Genomic DNA, 16,408 nt, shown 5'->3' with positions numbered 1-16,408 from the left:
ATGAGGTGAAGCTATGTTAAACCGCGAGCTCGAAGTCACCCTCAATCTTGCCTTCAAGGAGGCCCGTTCGAAGCGTCATGAGTTCATGACCGTCGAACACCTCCTGCTGGCCCTATTGGACAATGAGGCTGCCGCCACCGTTCTGCGTGCGTGCGGCGCAAACCTCGACAAACTCAAGCATGACCTGCAGGAGTTCATCGACTCCACCACGCCATTGATCCCCGTGCATGACGAGGATCGCGAAACCCAGCCAACCCTGGGCTTCCAGCGTGTCCTGCAACGTGCTGTGTTTCACGTACAGAGCTCGGGCAAACGCGAAGTGACTGGTGCCAACGTGCTGGTCGCGATCTTCAGTGAGCAAGAGAGTCAGGCGGTGTTCCTGCTGAAACAGCAGAGCGTTGCCCGCATAGATGTCGTCAACTACATCGCCCATGGCATTTCCAAGGTGCCGGGGCATGGCGATCACTCTGAAGGTGAGCAAGATATGCAGGACGATGAGGGTGGTGAGTCTTCTTCCTCGGGCAATCCCCTGGATGCTTATGCCAGCAACCTCAACGAACTCGCGCGCCAGGGTCGTATCGATCCGTTGGTGGGGCGTGAGCTGGAAGTCGAGCGTGTCGCACAGATCCTGGCGCGTCGGCGCAAAAACAACCCGCTGCTGGTGGGCGAGGCGGGCGTGGGTAAAACTGCGATTGCCGAAGGCCTGGCCAAGCGCATTGTCGACAACCAGGTGCCGGACCTGCTGGCCAACAGCGTGGTTTACTCCCTAGACCTGGGTGCCCTGCTGGCCGGTACCAAGTACCGTGGCGATTTCGAGAAGCGCTTCAAGGCGTTGCTCAATGAGCTGAAAAAACGGCCGCAGGCGATCCTGTTCATCGACGAGATCCACACCATCATTGGTGCGGGTGCTGCGTCCGGTGGCGTCATGGATGCCTCGAACCTGCTCAAGCCGCTGCTGTCTTCGGGTGATATCCGTTGCATCGGATCGACCACCTTCCAGGAATTCCGCGGCATCTTCGAGAAGGACCGTGCCTTGGCCCGGCGTTTCCAGAAGGTCGATGTGTCGGAGCCTTCGGTGGAAGACACCATTGGCATTCTGCGCGGCCTGAAGGGGCGTTTCGAAAGCCATCACAATATCGAATACAGCGATGAAGCCCTGCGCGCGGCTGCCGAACTGGCTTCGCGTTACATCAATGACCGGCACATGCCGGACAAGGCGATCGATGTGATCGACGAAGCGGGTGCCTACCAGCGCCTGCAACCGGTCGAGATGCGTGTTAAACGCATCGAAGTGCCTCAGGTCGAAGATATCGTCGCGAAAATCGCGCGGATTCCGCCAAAACACGTCACCAGCTCCGACAAGGAATTGCTGCGTAACCTCGAGCGTGACCTGAAGTTGACCGTGTTTGGTCAGGATGCCGCGATCGACTCGCTGGCAACCGCGATCAAGTTGTCCCGTGCCGGCCTCAAGTCCCCTGACAAGCCTGTCGGTTCGTTCCTGTTCGCAGGGCCTACCGGTGTCGGTAAAACCGAAGCGGCGCGTCAGTTGGCCAAGGCACTGGGGGTCGAGCTGATTCGCTTCGACATGTCCGAGTACATGGAGCGCCACACCGTATCGCGTCTGATCGGTGCGCCTCCGGGCTATGTCGGGTTCGACCAGGGCGGTCTGCTGACCGAAGCCATCACCAAGCAGCCACACTGCGTGCTGTTGCTCGATGAGATCGAGAAAGCGCATCCGGAAGTCTTCAACCTGCTGCTGCAGGTCATGGACCACGGTACCTTGACCGATAACAACGGGCGCAAGGCGGATTTCCGTAACGTGATCGTCATCATGACGACCAACGCCGGTGCCGAGACAGCTGCTCGTGCTTCGATCGGTTTCACCTTCCAGGACCATTCGTCCGATGCGATGGAAGTGATCAAGAAGAGCTTCACGCCGGAATTCCGCAACCGTCTGGACACCATTATCCAGTTTGGTCGCCTCAGCCATGAGGTCATCAAGAGCGTGGTGGACAAGTTCCTTACCGAGCTTCAGGCGCAGCTGGAAGACAAACGAGTGTTGCTGGAAGTCACTGATGCGGCCCGCAGCTGGCTGGCCGAAGGTGGCTACGACGCAGCGATGGGTGCTCGCCCAATGGCTCGCCTGATCCAGGACAAGATCAAGCGTCCACTGGCGGAGGAGATTCTCTTTGGCGAACTGGCCGAACATGGCGGTGTGGTACACATCGACATCAAGGATGGCGAGCTGACCTTCGAGTTCGAGACCACGGCCGAGATGGCCTGACGTTAAACCGCAACAAAGCAAAAAGGCGCCGAAAGGCGCCTTTTTGTTATCCCTGTAGGAGCTGCCGAAGGCTGCGATCTTTTGATCTTGTTTTTAAAAAATCAAAGTCAAAAGATCGCAGCCTTCGGCAGCTCCTACAGGGATCGGCGGCGAGCAAATCCCGCACAAACAAAAACGCCCGGCATAAGCCGGGCGTTTTGTATTGACCTGATTAACGGGCGCGGTAAGTGATGCGCCCTTTGCTCAAGTCATAGGGAGTCAGCTCTACGCGCACTTTGTCGCCGGTAAGAATACGGATGTAGTTCTTGCGCATCTTGCCGGAGATGTGCGCGGTTACGACGTGCCCATTTTCCAACTCCACACGAAACATGGTGTTGGGCAGGGTGTCGACGACAGTGCCTTCCATTTCGAAGCTGTCTTCTTTCGACATGCAGTAAAGCCCTCGGTGTCCAATGAATGGCCCGGTGCAACTGCGCCAGGCAAAAGCGGCGTGCATTGTGCCCGAAAAGTGGGGTTTAAGCCAAGGGTTTTAGGGCCGGCTCTAGTTTAGAACCACCCAGCGCTGATTAATCAGCAACTCAATAGGGCGATATTGAGTCTTGTAATTCATTTTTTTGCAGTTTTTGATCCAGTAGCCAAGGTAGACCGCTTCCAGCCCCAGTCGCTTGGCCTCGGCGATTTGCCACAGGATTGCATAACGCCCAAGGCTGCGACGCTCTTCGGCCGGTTCGTAGAAGGTGTAGACCGCCGAAATACCGTTCGGCAGCAAATCGGTGACGGCGACGGCCAGCAGTTGGCCGTTCAGGCGGAACTCATAAAACCGTGAAAACGGCAGGTCCCGCACCAGGAAGGTCGAAAACTGGTCGCGACTGGGCGGGTACATGTCGCCATCGGCGTGACGCTGTTCGATGTAGCGCTGGTAAAGCTCGAAGTACTCTTCGTTGAAGCGGGGCTTGGCCGGACGCACCTGCAAGTCCGTGTTGCGCTTGAAGATGCGTTTCTGTTGCCGGTTGGGCGTGAACGGCCCCACGGGAATGCGCGCCGGAACGCAGGCATTGCAATTCTGGCAATGCGGCCGGTAGAGATGATCGCCACTGCGACGAAACCCCATCTCCGACAGGTCTGCATAGACATGCACATCCATGGGCTGGCTAGGGTCGAGGAACAGGGTTGTGGCCTGCTCATCGGGCAGATAACTGCAAGAGTGCGGCTGAGTGGCATAGAACTTCAAACGCGCCAACTCGGTCATGATCAACCCTCGGGATAATGCTTTTGAATAAGTGTAAGCCACGCGCGCAAATGTCGCTCAGCAAACCCAGGTGGCATGGTTGGGTTGGTCCAGATATCCGGCCAGATAGCTGGCAAACTCACGGCGCGGGATGGCCCGGGCTCCCAAACTATGCAGATGATCGGTGGGCATCTGGCAATCGATCAGTACAAAACCCGAGTCTTTCAGATGCCGGACCAGGGTGGCAAAGCCGAATTTAGAGGCGTTGTCAGCGCGGCTGAACATGGACTCGCCAAAAAATAACCGGCCCATCGCCAGGCCATACAGACCGCCGACCAGTTCGTCCCCGTCCCACACTTCCACCGAGTGCGCGTGACCCCGCCTGTGCAACTCGATGTAGGCCTCTTGCATTGCTTCGGTGATCCAGGTGCCGTCGGCGTAATCCCGGGGGGCCGCACACGCGCGAATGACGGCGGCGAAGTCCTGGTCGAAGGTCACTTGATAGCGTTGCTGGCGCAGCAGTTTGTTCAGGCTGCGCGAGACGTGCAATTCGTCGGGAAACAGAACCGTGCGCGGGTCCGGCGACCACCAGAGAATCGGCTGGCCTTCGGAAAACCATGGGAAGCAGCCGTGGCGATAAGCCGAGATCAGCCGATCGGCGGACAGGTCGCCACCGGCAGCCAGCAGCCCGTTGGGGTCGCGCATGGCCTTTTCCAGCGGTGGGAAATGCAAGGTGTTGCGTTGTAACCAAGTCAGCATGGCATCCAGGCCTGCAGAAGGGGAGGGCAGTGGCGGGCGTTGGCCCGACATAAAGTTTGCCTTCAAACGGCAGGAATGTCGTCGAGGTATTTTTCGGCGTCCAGCGCCGCCATGCAACCGGCCCCGGCAGACGTAACGGCCTGGCGATAAACATGATCGGCCACGTCGCCGGCGGCAAACACACCTGCAATCGCCGTGGCGGTAGCATCGCCTTCGCTGCCGCCCTTGACCAGCAGATACCCGTCGCGCATTTCCAGTTGCCCGATGAACAGGTCGGTGTTGGGTTTGTGGCCGATGGCGATAAACACCCCGGCCAGCGGCAGCTCTCTGGTTTCACCCGTTTGGCTGTCCCGCAGGCGGGCGCCGGTCACGCCACTGGCATCGCCGAGCACTTCGTCCAGATTCTGGTTCCAATGCAGCCGGATATTGCCGTTGGCGGCTTTTTCGAAGAGTTTGTCCTGGAGGATTTTCTCCGAGCGCAGTTTGTCGCGTCGATGGATCAGGTGCACTTCCCTGGCGATGTTCGACAGGTACAAGGCTTCTTCGACCGCTGTGTTGCCACCGCCGACCACCGCGACCACCTGGTTGCGATAGAAGAACCCGTCACAGGTCGCGCACGCCGACACCCCTTTGCCGGCAAAGGCTTCCTCCGACGGCAGGCCCAGGTATTGTGCGGAGGCGCCGGTGGCAATAATCAGGGCGTCGCAGGTGTAGGTGCCGCCATCGCCGATCAGTTCGAACGGCCGTTGTTGCAACTTGGCGGTATGGATGTGGTCGTAAACGATCTCGGTGGCAAAACGCTCGGCGTGTTTTTGCATGCGCTCCATCAGGACCGGGCCGGTCAGGCCTTCGACGTCGCCTGGCCAGTTATCGACTTCGACGGTGGTGGTGAGCTGGCCACCTGCCTGTATGCCGGTAATGACAACGGGCTTGAGGTTGGCGCGGGCGGCATAAACGGCTGCGCTGTAACCGGCAGGACCGGAGCCCAGGATAATCAGGCGGGAATGCTTCGCTTCGCTCATAAAAACACCTCATAAGCCTTTGTCACAAAAGACAATGCATGCTCAAATTGAATAGCATGTCATGTGCTGTTGACTATGCTACACCCAAGGGTCTCAAGCATGGCGTCGTGCGTACAAACCCGTACAATGCCCTGCGTGTTACATATATTCAGTGCGCACCGTGTTTATAAAAACCGGGACGCAGTGTTAAAAGTAGTCCCGGTTACGTGTGTTAACTTTTTACCTGCCTGGATTGGGCAGTTTTTTAGACATTCAACAGATGGACGCGCCATTGGCGCAGGAAAAGTAGCGTTTTGAAGAAATCCACCGCAGCACCTAAACCAGCCGTCGTTCCGCTCTGGCGCCAGCACTTGCACTACCGACTAAAGGAAGGTGCGCTGATTGCCATCGGTGCCCTGTGCCTGTTCCTGATGATGGCCTTGCTGACCTATGGCAAGGATGATCCGGGCTGGAGCCATAACAGCAAGATCGACGACGTGCAGAATTTCGGCGGGCCCGCGGGCTCCTACAGTGCCGATATCCTGTTCATGGTGCTGGGTTACTTCGCCTACATCTTTCCGTTGCTGCTGGCGGTCAAGGCGTACCAGATCTTCCGCCAGCGTCACGAACCGTGGCAGTGGAGCGGCTGGCTGTTCTCCTGGCGCCTGATCGGCCTGGTGTTCCTGGTGCTGTCGGGTGCCGCGCTGGCCCATATCCATTTCCATGCCGCGACCGGTCTGCCGGCCGGTGCGGGCGGTGCGCTGGGTGAAAGCCTCGGCGAACTGGCGAGGAACGCCCTGAATATCCAGGGCAGTACGCTGCTGTTCATCGCGTTGTTCCTGTTCGGCCTGACGGTGTTTACCGACCTGTCGTGGTTCAAGGTGATGGACATCACCGGCAAGATCACCCTCGACCTGTTCGAACTGTTCCAGGGCGCGGCCAATCGCTGGTGGGCGGCCCGTACCGAGCGCAAACAACTGGTCGCCCAATTGCGTGAAGTCGATGACCGTATGGATGAAGTGGTAGCGCCGACCGTCACCGACAAGCGCGAGCAGGCCAAGGTCAAGGAGCGTTTGATCGAGCGTGAGCAGGCCCTGAGCAAGCACATGTCCGAGCGTGAGAAGCAGGTGCCGCCGGTGATTGCACCCGCGCCGCCAAAACCGGCCGCGCCGAGCAAACGCGTCGAAAAAGAGAAGCAGGCGCCCCTGTTCGTCGACAGCGCCGTGGAAGGCACCTTGCCGCCGATCTCGATTCTCGATCCCGCGGAAAAGAAACAGCTCAATTACTCGCCCGAATCCCTGGCGGCGGTCGGCCACCTGCTGGAAATCAAGCTCAAGGAGTTCGGCGTCGAAGTGACCGTGGACTCGATCCACCCGGGTCCGGTGATTACCCGTTACGAAATCCAGCCCGCCGCCGGCGTCAAGGTCAGCCGCATCGCCAACCTGGCCAAAGACCTGGCCCGTTCCCTGGCCGTGACCAGCGTGCGCGTGGTGGAAGTGATTCCGGGCAAGACCACGGTCGGTATCGAGATTCCCAACGAAGACCGGCAGATCGTGCGTTTCTCCGAGGTGTTGTCGACCCCCGAGTACGACAACTTCAAATCCCCGGTCACCCTGGCCCTGGGCCACGACATCGGCGGCAAGCCGGTCATCACCGACCTGGCGAAGATGCCACACCTGCTGGTGGCCGGTACCACCGGTTCCGGTAAGTCGGTGGGTGTGAACGCGATGATCCTGTCGATCCTGTTCAAGTCCGGCCCGGAAGACGCCAAGCTGATCATGATCGACCCGAAAATGTTGGAACTGTCGATCTACGAGGGCATTCCGCACCTGCTGTGCCCGGTGGTCACCGACATGAAGGACGCCGCCAACGCCCTGCGCTGGAGCGTTGCCGAGATGGAGCGACGCTACAAGCTGATGGCCAAGATGGGCGTGCGAAACCTGTCGGGCTTCAACGCCAAGGTCAAGGAAGCCCAGGACGCCGGCGAGCCGTTGAGCGATCCGCTGTACAAGCGCGAAAGCATCCACGACGAAGCGCCGCTCCTGCAAAAGCTGCCGACCATCGTGGTGGTGGTCGACGAATTCGCCGACATGATGATGATCGTCGGCAAGAAGGTTGAAGAGCTGATCGCCCGTATCGCCCAGAAGGCGCGTGCGGCCGGTATCCACTTGATCCTCGCGACCCAGCGTCCGTCGGTGGACGTGATCACCGGTCTGATCAAGGCCAACATCCCGACCCGCATGGCGTTCCAGGTATCGAGCAAGATCGACTCGCGGACCATCATCGACCAGGGCGGTGCCGAGCAACTGCTGGGCCACGGTGACATGCTGTACATGCCGCCGGGCACCAGTCTGCCGATTCGTGTCCACGGTGCCTTCGTGTCCGACGATGAGGTTCACCGCGTGGTGGAGGCCTGGAAGCTACGGGGCGCGCCGGAATACAACGACGACATCCTCAATGGCGTCGAAGAGGCGGGCAGCGGCTTCGAAGGCAGCAGCGGGGGCGGCGACGGTGACGATCCCGAGGCCGACGCGCTGTACGACGAAGCGGTCCAGTTCGTGCTGGAAAGCCGTCGCGCCTCCATTTCCGCGGTTCAGCGCAAGCTCAAGATCGGCTACAACCGCGCCGCGCGCATGATCGAAGCCATGGAAATGGCCGGGGTCGTGACGTCCATGAACACCAACGGTTCGCGTGAAGTCCTGGCCCCTGGCCCGGTGCGCGACTGACCCGAATTTGAAAGGGTGGCGCCCTTTGGCGCCGCTCGCACTCCCACGAATGTTATGAGGACTCCCATGCGTCTGATCCGCATGCTGTTGCTGCCGGTACTGGCTTTGACCACGCTCCAGGCTAACGCCGATGACAAGGATGTGGCACGCCTGACCCAACTGCTGGAAAAATCCCAGACCCTGACAGCGCGTTTCTCGCAACTGACCCTTGATGGCACCGGCACCCAGTTGCAGGAAACCGCCGGCGAGATGTCCCTGCAGCGTCCGGGCCTGTTCTACTGGCACACCGATGCACCGGCCGAACAGACCATGGTGTCCGATGGCAAGAAGGTCACCCTGTGGGACCCGGACCTGGAACAGGCCACCATCAAGAACCTCGACCAGCGCCTGACCCAGACGCCGGCCTTGCTGCTGTCCGGTGACGTGTCCAAAATCAGCCAGAGCTTCGACATCAGCGCCAAGGAAGCCGGCGGCGTGATCGACTTCACCTTGAAGCCGAAGACCAAGGACACCCTGTTCGACAGCCTGCGCCTGTCGTTCCGCAATGGTCTGGTCAACGACATGCAGTTGATCGACAGCGTGGGTCAGCGCACCAATATCCTGTTCACCGGGGTGAAGGCCAACGAGCCGATCCCGGCGTCCAAGTTCAAGTTCGACATCCCCAAGGGTGCCGATGTAATCCAGGAATAAAACGCAGAACCCTTGTAGGAGCGAGCCTGCTCGCGATGGACTCAAGGACACCACTGGGTGTCAGGCTGCCAGCGTTATCGTTAACGTCCATCGCGAGCAGACTCGCTCCTACAGGGGATAGAGAACCAGTGAGGTTTTGTAGATAGTCATGGACCTGTTTCGCAGCACCCCCATCGCCCAGCCCCTGGCTGCTCGCCTGCGCGCGGCCAATCTGGACGAGTACGTCGGTCAGGAACACGTGCTCGCTCGCGGCAAGCCCTTGCGCGAAGCGCTGGAGCAGGGTGCCCTGCATTCGATGATTTTCTGGGGGCCGCCGGGCGTGGGCAAAACCACCCTGGCGCGATTGCTCGCGGAAGTCTCGGATGCACACTTCGAAACGGTCTCGGCGGTGCTGGCCGGGGTCAAGGAGATCCGGCAGGCGGTGGAAATCGCCAAGCAGCAGGCCGCGCAGTACGGCCGCCGCACCATTCTGTTCGTCGACGAAGTGCATCGTTTCAACAAGTCCCAGCAGGACGCGTTCCTGCCTTATGTCGAGGACGGCACGCTGATTTTCATCGGCGCGACCACGGAAAACCCTTCGTTCGAACTCAACAACGCCTTGCTGTCGCGGGCGCGTGTCTATGTGCTGAAAAGCCTCGACGAAGCGGCCCTGCGCAAGCTGGTGCAGCGTGCGCTGACCGAAGAGCGGGGCCTGGGCAAGCGCAACCTGACCCTCAGCGATGAAGGCTTCCAGATGCTGCTGTCGGCCGCGGACGGCGATGGTCGACGCCTGCTCAACCTGCTGGAGAACGCCTCGGACCTGGCCGAAGACAACAGCGAGATCGGTACCGAGCTCCTGCAAAGCCTGCTCGGCGACACCCGTCGACGCTTCGACAAGGGTGGCGAAGCGTTCTACGACCAGATATCCGCGCTGCACAAATCGGTGCGCGGCTCCAACCCTGACGGCGCGCTGTACTGGTTCGCGCGCATGATCGACGGCGGTTGCGACCCGCTGTACCTTGCCCGGCGTGTGGTGCGTATGGCCAGCGAAGACATCGGCAACGCCGACCCGCGCGCCCTGAGCCTGTGCCTGGCGGCGTGGGAAGTGCAGGAGCGTCTTGGCAGCCCCGAAGGCGAACTGGCGGTGGCCCAGGCCATCACCTATCTAGCCTGCGCGCCGAAAAGCAACGCGGTGTACATGGGCTTCAAGACTGCATTGCGCGCGGCCGCCGAACACGGTTCGCTGGAAGTGCCGCTGCACCTGCGCAACGCGCCGACCAAACTGATGAAGCAATTGGGCTATGGCGACGAATACCGCTATGCCCACGATGAACCTGATGCTTACGCTGCCGGGGAAGACTATTTCCCCGAAGAACTCGACCCGATTCCGTTCTATCAGCCCGTGCCCCGTGGCCTGGAGTTGAAGATCGGCGAAAAACTCAACCACCTGGCAAAACTCGACCGTTTAAGCCCCCGGCAGCGGAGAAAATAGTGCTTCCCTTGATCGTTGCGGTTTCCGCTGGCGGGATGGCCGGCACGCTGTTGCGCTTTGCCACGGGTAACTGGATCAACGCGAATTGGCCGCGGCACTTCTATACCGCGACGCTGGCCGTTAATATCGTGGGCTGTTTGCTGATCGGCGTTCTATACGGTCTGTTTTTGATACGCCCGGAGGTGCCCATCGAGGTGCGCGCCGGGTTGATGGTCGGCTTCCTCGGGGGGCTGACGACTTTTTCATCCTTTTCACTGGATACGGTGCGCCTGCTGGAAAGCGGGCAAGTGCCGCTGGCCCTGGGCTATGCGGCGCTCAGCGTATTCGGCGGGCTGCTTGCCACCTGGGCCGGCCTGTCCTTGACCAAACTTTGATAAACGAGAAACCGACATGCTCGATTCCAAACTGTTACGTAGCAACCTTCAGGACGTAGCGGACCGCCTGGCATCCCGTGGCTTTGTGCTGGATGTTGCGCGCATCGAAGCGCTGGAAGAACAGCGCAAGACCGTCCAGACCCGCACCGAAGCACTGCAGGCTGAGCGTAACGCGCGTTCCAAATCCATCGGTCAGGCCAAGCAGCGCGGCGAAGACATCGCGCCGCTGATGGCGGACGTCGAGCGCATGGCGGGCGAATTGAGCGCCGGTAAAGTCGAACTGGACGCGATCCAGACCGAACTGGACTCGATCCTGCTGGGCATTCCCAACCTGCCACACGAATCCGTGCCGGTCGGCGAAGACGAAGAAGGCAACGTCGAAGTGCGCCGTTGGGGCACCCCGACTGCCTTCGATTTCCCGGTTCAGGACCACGTGGCTCTGGGCGAGAAGTTCGGCTGGCTGGACTTCGAAACCGCCGCCAAGCTGTCCGGTGCCCGTTTCGCCTTGCTGCGCGGCCCGATCGCCCGTCTGCACCGCGCCCTGGCGCAGTTCATGATCAACCTGCACGTCACCGAGCACGGCTACGAAGAGGCCTACACGCCTTACCTGGTCCAGGCCCCGGCGCTGCAAGGCACCGGCCAACTGCCGAAGTTCGAGGAAGACCTGTTCAAGATCGCCCGCGAAGGCGAGGCCGACCTGTACCTGATCCCGACTGCCGAAGTGTCGTTGACCAACATCGTCGCCGGCGAAATCGTCGATTCGAAACTGCTGCCGATCAAGTTCGTCGCCCACACGCCGTGCTTCCGCAGCGAAGCCGGCGCTTCGGGCCGCGACACCCGCGGCATGATCCGTCAGCACCAGTTCGACAAGGTTGAAATGGTGCAGATCGTCGAGCCGTCGAAATCGATGGAAGCGCTGGAAGGCCTGACTGCCAACGCCGAGAAAGTCCTGCAACTGCTGGAACTGCCTTACCGCACCCTGGCGCTGTGCACCGGCGACATGGGCTTCAGCGCGGTCAAGACCTACGACCTGGAAGTGTGGATCCCGAGCCAGGACAAGTACCGCGAAATCTCGTCGTGCTCCAACTGTGGTGACTTCCAGGCCCGCCGCATGCAGGCGCGCTTCCGCAACCCGGAAACCGGCAAGCCGGAACTGGTACACACCCTGAACGGCTCCGGCCTGGCAGTGGGCCGCACCCTGGTGGCGGTGCTGGAGAACTATCAGCAGGCCGACGGTTCGATCCGTGTACCCGAGGTTCTCAAGCCGTACATGGGTGGCCTTGAGGTCATCGGCTAAATGAAATATCTGCCGCTGTTTCACAACCTTCGCGGCAGTCGTGTGTTGGTCGTCGGTGGGGGGGAAATTGCCTTGCGCAAATCCCGCCTGCTGGCCGATGCCGGTGCGCAGCTGCGGGTGGTTGCACCTGAAATCGAAGCACAACTGCGCGAACTGGTTGCCGGCAGCGGTGGCGAGTGCCTGTTGCGTGGCTACTCCGAGGCGGATCTGGACGGTTGCGGGCTGATCATTGCCGCCACCGACGACGAAGCGCTGAACGCACAAGTCTCCGCCGATGCCCATCGGCGTTGTGTGCCGGTCAACGTGGTGGACGCGCCGGCCCTGTGCAGCGTGATCTTCCCGGCCATCGTCGACCGCTCCCCATTGATCATTGCCGTGTCCAGCGGTGGCGATGCGCCGGTGCTGGCACGCTTGATCCGCGCCAAGATCGAAACCTGGATTCCTTCCACCTACGGTCAACTGGCCGGTCTGGCGGCGCGTTTTCGCCATCAGGTCAAAGGCCTGTTTCCGGATGTGCAGCAGCGTCGGGCATTCTGGGAAGATGTTTTCCAGGGCCCGGTTGCCGATCGGCAACTGGCCGGGCAGGGCGCTGAAGCCGAGCGATTGCTCCAGGCGAAAATCGATGGTGAAGCTCCCGTGGCGACCGGTGAGGTCTATCTGGTGGGCGCAGGGCCAGGTGATCCCGATCTGCTGACGTTCAAAGCACTGCGTCTGATGCAGCAAGCCGACGTGGTGCTGTACGACCGTCTGGTGGCACCGGCGATTCTGGAACTGTGCCGCCGCGACGCCGAACGTATTTACGTTGGCAAGCGCCGTGCCGATCACGCGGTGCCGCAGGATCAGATCAACCAGCAATTGGTGGACCTGGCCAAACAGGGCAAGCGTGTGGTGCGACTGAAGGGCGGCGATCCGTTCATCTTCGGTCGTGGCGGTGAAGAGATCGAAGAACTGGCGGCCCATGGCATCCCGTTCCAGGTCGTGCCGGGGATCACGGCGGCCAGTGGTTGCGCGGCCTATGCCGGGATTCCGCTGACCCACCGCGATTACGCGCAATCGGTACGCTTTGTCACCGGGCACCTGAAGGACGGCTCAACCGATTTGCCGTGGGCCGATCTGGTCGCGCCAGCGCAGACGCTGGTGTTCTACATGGGGCTGGTAGGCTTGCCGATCATCTGCGAGCAACTGATCAAGCACGGTCGCGGTGCTGATACTCCGGCGGCGTTGATCCAGCAGGGCACCACGGTCAATCAGCGGGTCTTCACCGGAACCCTGGCCGACTTGCCACGATTGGTGGCGGAGCATGAAGTGCATGCGCCGACGCTGGTGATCGTCGGTGAAGTGGTGCAACTGCGCGAGAAACTGGCGTGGTTCGAAGGGGCTCAGGGTCAGGTCTGATTTCTGCGTTGGCTGTTGCAAAAAAGATCGCAGCCTTCGGCAGCTCCTACACGGGTATGGTGTACACCCTGTAGGAGCTGCCGAAGGCTGCGATCTTTTGCTTTTAGCTCTTTTCCCAAACCCCTTTGCCGCTCAACCGCTCCCGGTCATGCGCCACGGTAAAGTCCTGCGCCGGCCCCTTGGGCACCACACCCGTCGGGTTGATGGTGCGATGGCTGGCGTAGTAGTGGTGCTTGATGTGTTCAAAATCCACCGTCTCGGCAATCCCCGGCCACTGATAGATCTCCCGCAGCCAGTTCGACAGATTCGGATAATCCGCAATCCGCCGCAGATTGCACTTGAAGTGCCCGTAGTACACCGCATCGAAGCGAATCAGCGTGGTGAACAGGCGGATGTCCGCTTCGGTCAGGTATTCGCCTGCCAGATAGCGGTTGGCGTCCAGCAGCAGCTCCAGGCGATCCAGTTCGGCAAACACCTCATCGAAGGCCTCTTCGTAAGCCTGTTGCGACGTGGCAAACCCGGCACGGTACACGCCATTGTTCACCGCGGGATAAATCCGCTCGTTCAACGCATCGATCTCACCGCGCAGCGGCGCCGGGTAGAAGTCCAGGTCGTTACCGGTCAGATCATCGAAGGCACCGTTGAACATGCGGATGATTTCCGATGATTCATTGTTGACGATGCGTTTGTGCTGTTTGTCCCACAGCACCGGCACGGTGACGCGGCCGGTGTAGTCAGCGGTATCGGCGGTGTAGCGCTGGTGCATGAAGTCGAAGTGATCGAGCTTGTCGCCGGTGGAGCCGAGGGTTATGTCGAAGGTCCAGCCGTTTTCCAGCATCAGCCAACTGACCACCGAAACGTCGATCAGGCTTTCGAGGCCTTTGAGTTTGCGCAGGATCAGGGTGCGATGGGCCCACGGACAAGCCAGGGACACGTACAGGTGATAGCGACCGGGTTCTGCCGCAAAACCGCCGACGCCGGTCGGTCCCGGTTTGCCGTCTGCGGTCAGCCAGTGCCGACGTTGCGCCTGTTCACGCTGGAACGCGCCGTCCTTGCTGCTTTCGTACCACTTGTCCTGCCAGCGGCCATCGACTAACAAACCCATGTTCAAGACTCCAGAAGCCAATAATCGTTGGAGTCGAGTCTATTCCCATGGGTTCGAACAAAAAGCGCAAAGATCGGGCGCGAATGATCGGTTAAATCGATTTGTTGCGCGCGGCCCAGTATTGCCCGGCGGTTTCAAAGGCCTGGTCGCGGCTCTGGCCGAGTCCACGCAGGGCCAGGGCCATGGTCGAGATCAAGGCCATTTGCGGGTAGCTGTCGACCACCTCGCCACGCCACACCGCTTTCAAATGCTCGGGGTCGAGCGAGGCAGGTTTGACATGACGCTGCGCCGACAACTGCGGCCATTCCTCGTCCCAACTCTCGCCTCCAGTAGTGCCGTACAGGTGGCTGTCGGCGTCCGGGTTGATCTCGATCTCGCCGCCATCGCCCTTGATCACGATCGCGGTATCGCCGAGCAAGCCGCTGGCATCGCGATGCACAGCCTGATAGCCGGGGTGGAAAATGCTCTGCAGGCCGCAACGCGCGCCCAGCGGATTGAGAATCCGCGCCAGCGAGTGGATCGGCGAGCGCAGGCCGAGGGTGTTGCGCAGGTCGATCATCCGTTGCAGCTGCGGTGCCCAGTCCACCAGTGGCATGAAGGCCAAACCGCCGTTATCCAGCGCCGAGTCGACCTGTTGCCAGTTGCGGCACAGTGGGATGTTCAATTCACCCAGCAGTTGCTCGCTGTACAGGCGACCGGCGGTGTGGGCGCCGCCGCCATGCATGAAAATCCGCACGCCGTTTTGCGCCAGGCATTTGGCTGCCAACAGGTACCACGGCAAGTGCCGCTTCTTGCCGGCGTAGGTCGGCCAGTCCAGGTCAACCGCCAGTGCCGGAGGGTTCAGGCGTTCGCGCAAGGCTTCGGTGAACCCGGCCATTTCCTCGGCGCTTTCTTCCTTGTGCCGCAACAGCATCAGGAATGCGCCGAGCTGGGTTTCCTCGATCTTTTCATCGAGCACCATGCCCATGGCTTCGCGGGCTTCGATCCGGGTCAGGTCACGGGCGCCGCGCTTGCCTTTGCCAAGGATCCGCACGAACTGGGCGAACGGATGCTCGGCGGGCGTTTCGAGGGTCAGTGCAGGGTAATCGGTCATAAGCAATTCGTCGGTTTGGGCAGGCCCGCCAGCTTCGCGGCGAGTTTGGCGGGGGTGCCTTTGAACAGTCGGTTCAGGTGCAGGCTGTTGCCTTTTTCCGGGCCGAGTTTCAATGCGGTGTACTTGATCAACGGGCGCGTGGCCGGTGACAGCTGGAACTCGGCGTAGAAACTGCGCAGCAGGTCGAGGACTTCCCAGTGCTCGGGCGTCAGCTCGATGTCTTCGGCAGCTGCCAGGGCACTGGCCACATCGGCAGACCAGTCATTCAGTTCGACCAGGAAACCGTCCTTGTCCAGCTCGATGGCGCGGGCGCCGACCGTCAATGCATTCATAGCCAACTGTTGACCTTGTCATAGTGAATCGACAGTTCGACGAAGGCCGGGTAATCGATCGCCTGGGCCCAGTCCGGAACCACCAGCGCACGGGCCTGGGCATCTTCGGCCAGGACGAACAGTTTCAGGCCCTGGGTGCTGAGTGCCGTGAACGGCGCGGTGCCTGGCTGCAACGCATAGGCGGCATCGCCGGACAGCAGCAATCCGTCGTTGGCGCCGATCACGCGCAGGCAACTGGTCAGGCGTTCGTCGCCGAACGGGGAATGAGACAACACATGCAAAGTCGACATCAGAGGGTGATCACCTGGTCGTAGCGGTCAATGAGGGCGGTGATTTCGTGGGCGGCCAACACCCGGGCTTCTTCCAGCGCCAGGCCGCTCGGGTCGAGGCCGCGCCGGGTGATGCTGTCGCCACAGGCAAACAGTTCCTCGACACCGAACAGCGGCAGGGCTTGCAGGTTGGCGCTCAGGTCTTTCTGTTGCAAGGTCCTGGCGTTCTGGCTGGCGGCCAGCTGGAACACGCCGTCATCGAGAAACAACAGGCCAATCGGCAGATCGAAGGCGCCGCCGGCCAGCACGATATCCAGCGCTTCCCGCGCGCCCGGGCCGGACCATGGCGACTGGCGGCTGATGATCAATATGGATTTGGCCATG

At 60.7% G+C, this 16,408-nt stretch carries 16 protein-coding genes; 7 read left to right on the top strand and 9 right to left on the bottom strand.

Annotated elements, in window-relative coordinates; all coding sequences use genetic code 11:
- Positions 1-13: 13 nt before the first annotated feature.
- Positions 14-2,284 (top strand): ATP-dependent Clp protease ATP-binding subunit ClpA, encoded by a 2,271-nt coding sequence (clpA, locus tag CD175_RS04105; RefSeq protein ID WP_007972069.1) that lies wholly within the window; start codon positions 14-16, stop codon positions 2,282-2,284.
- A gap of 211 nt (positions 2,285-2,495) precedes the next feature.
- Here clpA and infA read toward each other — a convergent pair whose 3' ends face one another.
- The 4 genes from infA to trxB form a co-directional block, all read right to left on the bottom strand.
- Positions 2,496-2,714 carry a translation initiation factor IF-1 gene (infA, locus tag CD175_RS04100; protein ID WP_002553999.1) on the bottom strand — a complete coding sequence of 73 codons (219 nt, stop codon included), beginning with the start codon at positions 2,712-2,714 and terminating at the stop codon, positions 2,496-2,498.
- Between the two features lie 111 nt (positions 2,715-2,825).
- On the bottom strand, positions 2,826-3,533 hold the full coding sequence (locus tag CD175_RS04095) for an arginyltransferase (protein WP_104447776.1): 708 nt from the start codon (positions 3,531-3,533) through the stop codon (positions 2,826-2,828).
- A 57-nt stretch (positions 3,534-3,590) separates the two neighbouring features.
- Positions 3,591-4,271 (bottom strand): leucyl/phenylalanyl-tRNA--protein transferase, encoded by a 681-nt coding sequence (gene aat / locus CD175_RS04090; protein ID WP_095966494.1) that lies wholly within the window; start codon positions 4,269-4,271, stop codon positions 3,591-3,593.
- 62 nt (positions 4,272-4,333) lie between these two features.
- The gene (trxB, locus tag CD175_RS04085; RefSeq protein WP_104447775.1) at positions 4,334-5,293 is read right to left on the bottom strand and encodes a thioredoxin-disulfide reductase; all 960 of its coding nucleotides are present in this window, start codon (positions 5,291-5,293) and stop codon (positions 4,334-4,336) included.
- A 293-nt stretch (positions 5,294-5,586) separates the two neighbouring features.
- Between trxB and CD175_RS04080 the strand changes: the two genes are divergently transcribed.
- From CD175_RS04080 to cysG, 6 genes are all read left to right on the top strand, one after another.
- A complete protein-coding gene (locus tag CD175_RS04080) occupies positions 5,587-7,998 on the top strand; it encodes a DNA translocase FtsK (protein ID WP_015094398.1) in 2,412 nt (803 codons plus the stop codon).
- Positions 7,999-8,064: 66 nt separating this feature from the next.
- The gene (gene lolA / locus CD175_RS04075) at positions 8,065-8,688 is read left to right on the top strand and encodes an outer membrane lipoprotein periplasmic chaperone LolA (RefSeq protein ID WP_104447774.1); all 624 of its coding nucleotides are present in this window, start codon (positions 8,065-8,067) and stop codon (positions 8,686-8,688) included.
- 148 nt (positions 8,689-8,836) lie between these two features.
- Positions 8,837-10,159, top strand: coding sequence for a replication-associated recombination protein A (locus CD175_RS04070; protein WP_015094400.1), 1,323 nt, complete (start codon positions 8,837-8,839; stop codon positions 10,157-10,159).
- The gene (crcB, locus tag CD175_RS04065; protein ID WP_102673993.1) at positions 10,159-10,533 is read left to right on the top strand and encodes a fluoride efflux transporter CrcB; all 375 of its coding nucleotides are present in this window, start codon (positions 10,159-10,161) and stop codon (positions 10,531-10,533) included. The genes CD175_RS04070 and crcB overlap by 1 nt, the downstream gene beginning before the upstream one ends.
- 16 nt (positions 10,534-10,549) lie before the next feature.
- Positions 10,550-11,830, top strand: coding sequence for a serine--tRNA ligase (gene serS / locus CD175_RS04060; RefSeq protein ID WP_104447773.1), 1,281 nt, complete (start codon positions 10,550-10,552; stop codon positions 11,828-11,830).
- A complete protein-coding gene (gene cysG, locus CD175_RS04055) occupies positions 11,831-13,225 on the top strand; it encodes a siroheme synthase CysG (RefSeq protein WP_104447772.1) in 1,395 nt (464 codons plus the stop codon).
- Positions 13,226-13,328: 103 nt separating this feature from the next.
- Here cysG and CD175_RS04050 read toward each other — a convergent pair whose 3' ends face one another.
- The 5 genes from CD175_RS04050 to tusC all read right to left on the bottom strand — a co-directional run bounded on the left by CD175_RS04050 (position 13,329) and on the right by tusC (position 16,407).
- Entirely contained in the window at positions 13,329-14,330 is a 1,002-nt protein-coding gene (locus CD175_RS04050; protein ID WP_104447771.1) for a glutathione S-transferase family protein, read from the bottom strand.
- A gap of 91 nt (positions 14,331-14,421) precedes the next feature.
- Positions 14,422-15,423 (bottom strand): glycosyl transferase family protein, encoded by a 1,002-nt coding sequence (locus CD175_RS04045; RefSeq protein WP_104447770.1) that lies wholly within the window; start codon positions 15,421-15,423, stop codon positions 14,422-14,424.
- Entirely contained in the window at positions 15,420-15,755 is a 336-nt protein-coding gene (locus CD175_RS04040) for a TusE/DsrC/DsvC family sulfur relay protein (protein WP_104447769.1), read from the bottom strand. Before CD175_RS04040 ends, CD175_RS04045 begins: the two co-directional genes overlap by 4 nt.
- Positions 15,752-16,045: a sulfurtransferase complex subunit TusB gene (tusB, locus tag CD175_RS04035; RefSeq protein ID WP_104447768.1), complete on the bottom strand. Its 294-nt coding sequence runs from the start codon at positions 16,043-16,045 to the stop codon at positions 15,752-15,754. Before tusB ends, CD175_RS04040 begins: the two co-directional genes overlap by 4 nt.
- Positions 16,045-16,407, bottom strand: a complete 363-nt coding sequence (gene tusC, locus CD175_RS04030; protein ID WP_104447767.1) for a sulfurtransferase complex subunit TusC — start codon at positions 16,405-16,407, stop codon at positions 16,045-16,047. Before tusC ends, tusB begins: the two co-directional genes overlap by 1 nt.
- Between the last annotated feature and the right edge of the window lies 1 nt (position 16,408).

Origin of the sequence: Pseudomonas laurylsulfatiphila (assembly GCF_002934665.1) — a bacterium.
GTDB lineage: Bacteria > Pseudomonadota > Gammaproteobacteria > Pseudomonadales > Pseudomonadaceae > Aquipseudomonas > Aquipseudomonas laurylsulfatiphila.
This window is presented reverse-complemented; position numbering and strand designations above follow the sequence as displayed.

Coding starts and splice junctions, on each gene's coding strand:
- clpA (WP_007972069.1), top strand. CDS start 14: ATGTTAAACCGCGAGCTCGAAGTCACCCTCAATCTTGCCTTCAAGGAG.
- infA (WP_002553999.1), bottom strand. CDS start 2,714: ATGTCGAAAGAAGACAGCTTCGAAATGGAAGGCACTGTCGTCGACACC.
- CD175_RS04095 (WP_104447776.1), bottom strand. CDS start 3,533: ATGACCGAGTTGGCGCGTTTGAAGTTCTATGCCACTCAGCCGCACTCT.
- aat (WP_095966494.1), bottom strand. CDS start 4,271: ATGCTGACTTGGTTACAACGCAACACCTTGCATTTCCCACCGCTGGAA.
- trxB (WP_104447775.1), bottom strand. CDS start 5,293: ATGAGCGAAGCGAAGCATTCCCGCCTGATTATCCTGGGCTCCGGTCCT.
- lolA (WP_104447774.1), top strand. CDS start 8,065: ATGCGTCTGATCCGCATGCTGTTGCTGCCGGTACTGGCTTTGACCACG.
- CD175_RS04070 (WP_015094400.1), top strand. CDS start 8,837: ATGGACCTGTTTCGCAGCACCCCCATCGCCCAGCCCCTGGCTGCTCGC.
- serS (WP_104447773.1), top strand. CDS start 10,550: ATGCTCGATTCCAAACTGTTACGTAGCAACCTTCAGGACGTAGCGGAC.
- cysG (WP_104447772.1), top strand. CDS start 11,831: ATGAAATATCTGCCGCTGTTTCACAACCTTCGCGGCAGTCGTGTGTTG.
- CD175_RS04050 (WP_104447771.1), bottom strand. CDS start 14,330: ATGGGTTTGTTAGTCGATGGCCGCTGGCAGGACAAGTGGTACGAAAGC.
- CD175_RS04045 (WP_104447770.1), bottom strand. CDS start 15,423: ATGACCGATTACCCTGCACTGACCCTCGAAACGCCCGCCGAGCATCCG.
- CD175_RS04040 (WP_104447769.1), bottom strand. CDS start 15,755: ATGAATGCATTGACGGTCGGCGCCCGCGCCATCGAGCTGGACAAGGAC.
- tusB (WP_104447768.1), bottom strand. CDS start 16,045: ATGTCGACTTTGCATGTGTTGTCTCATTCCCCGTTCGGCGACGAACGC.
- tusC (WP_104447767.1), bottom strand. CDS start 16,407: ATGGCCAAATCCATATTGATCATCAGCCGCCAGTCGCCATGGTCCGGC.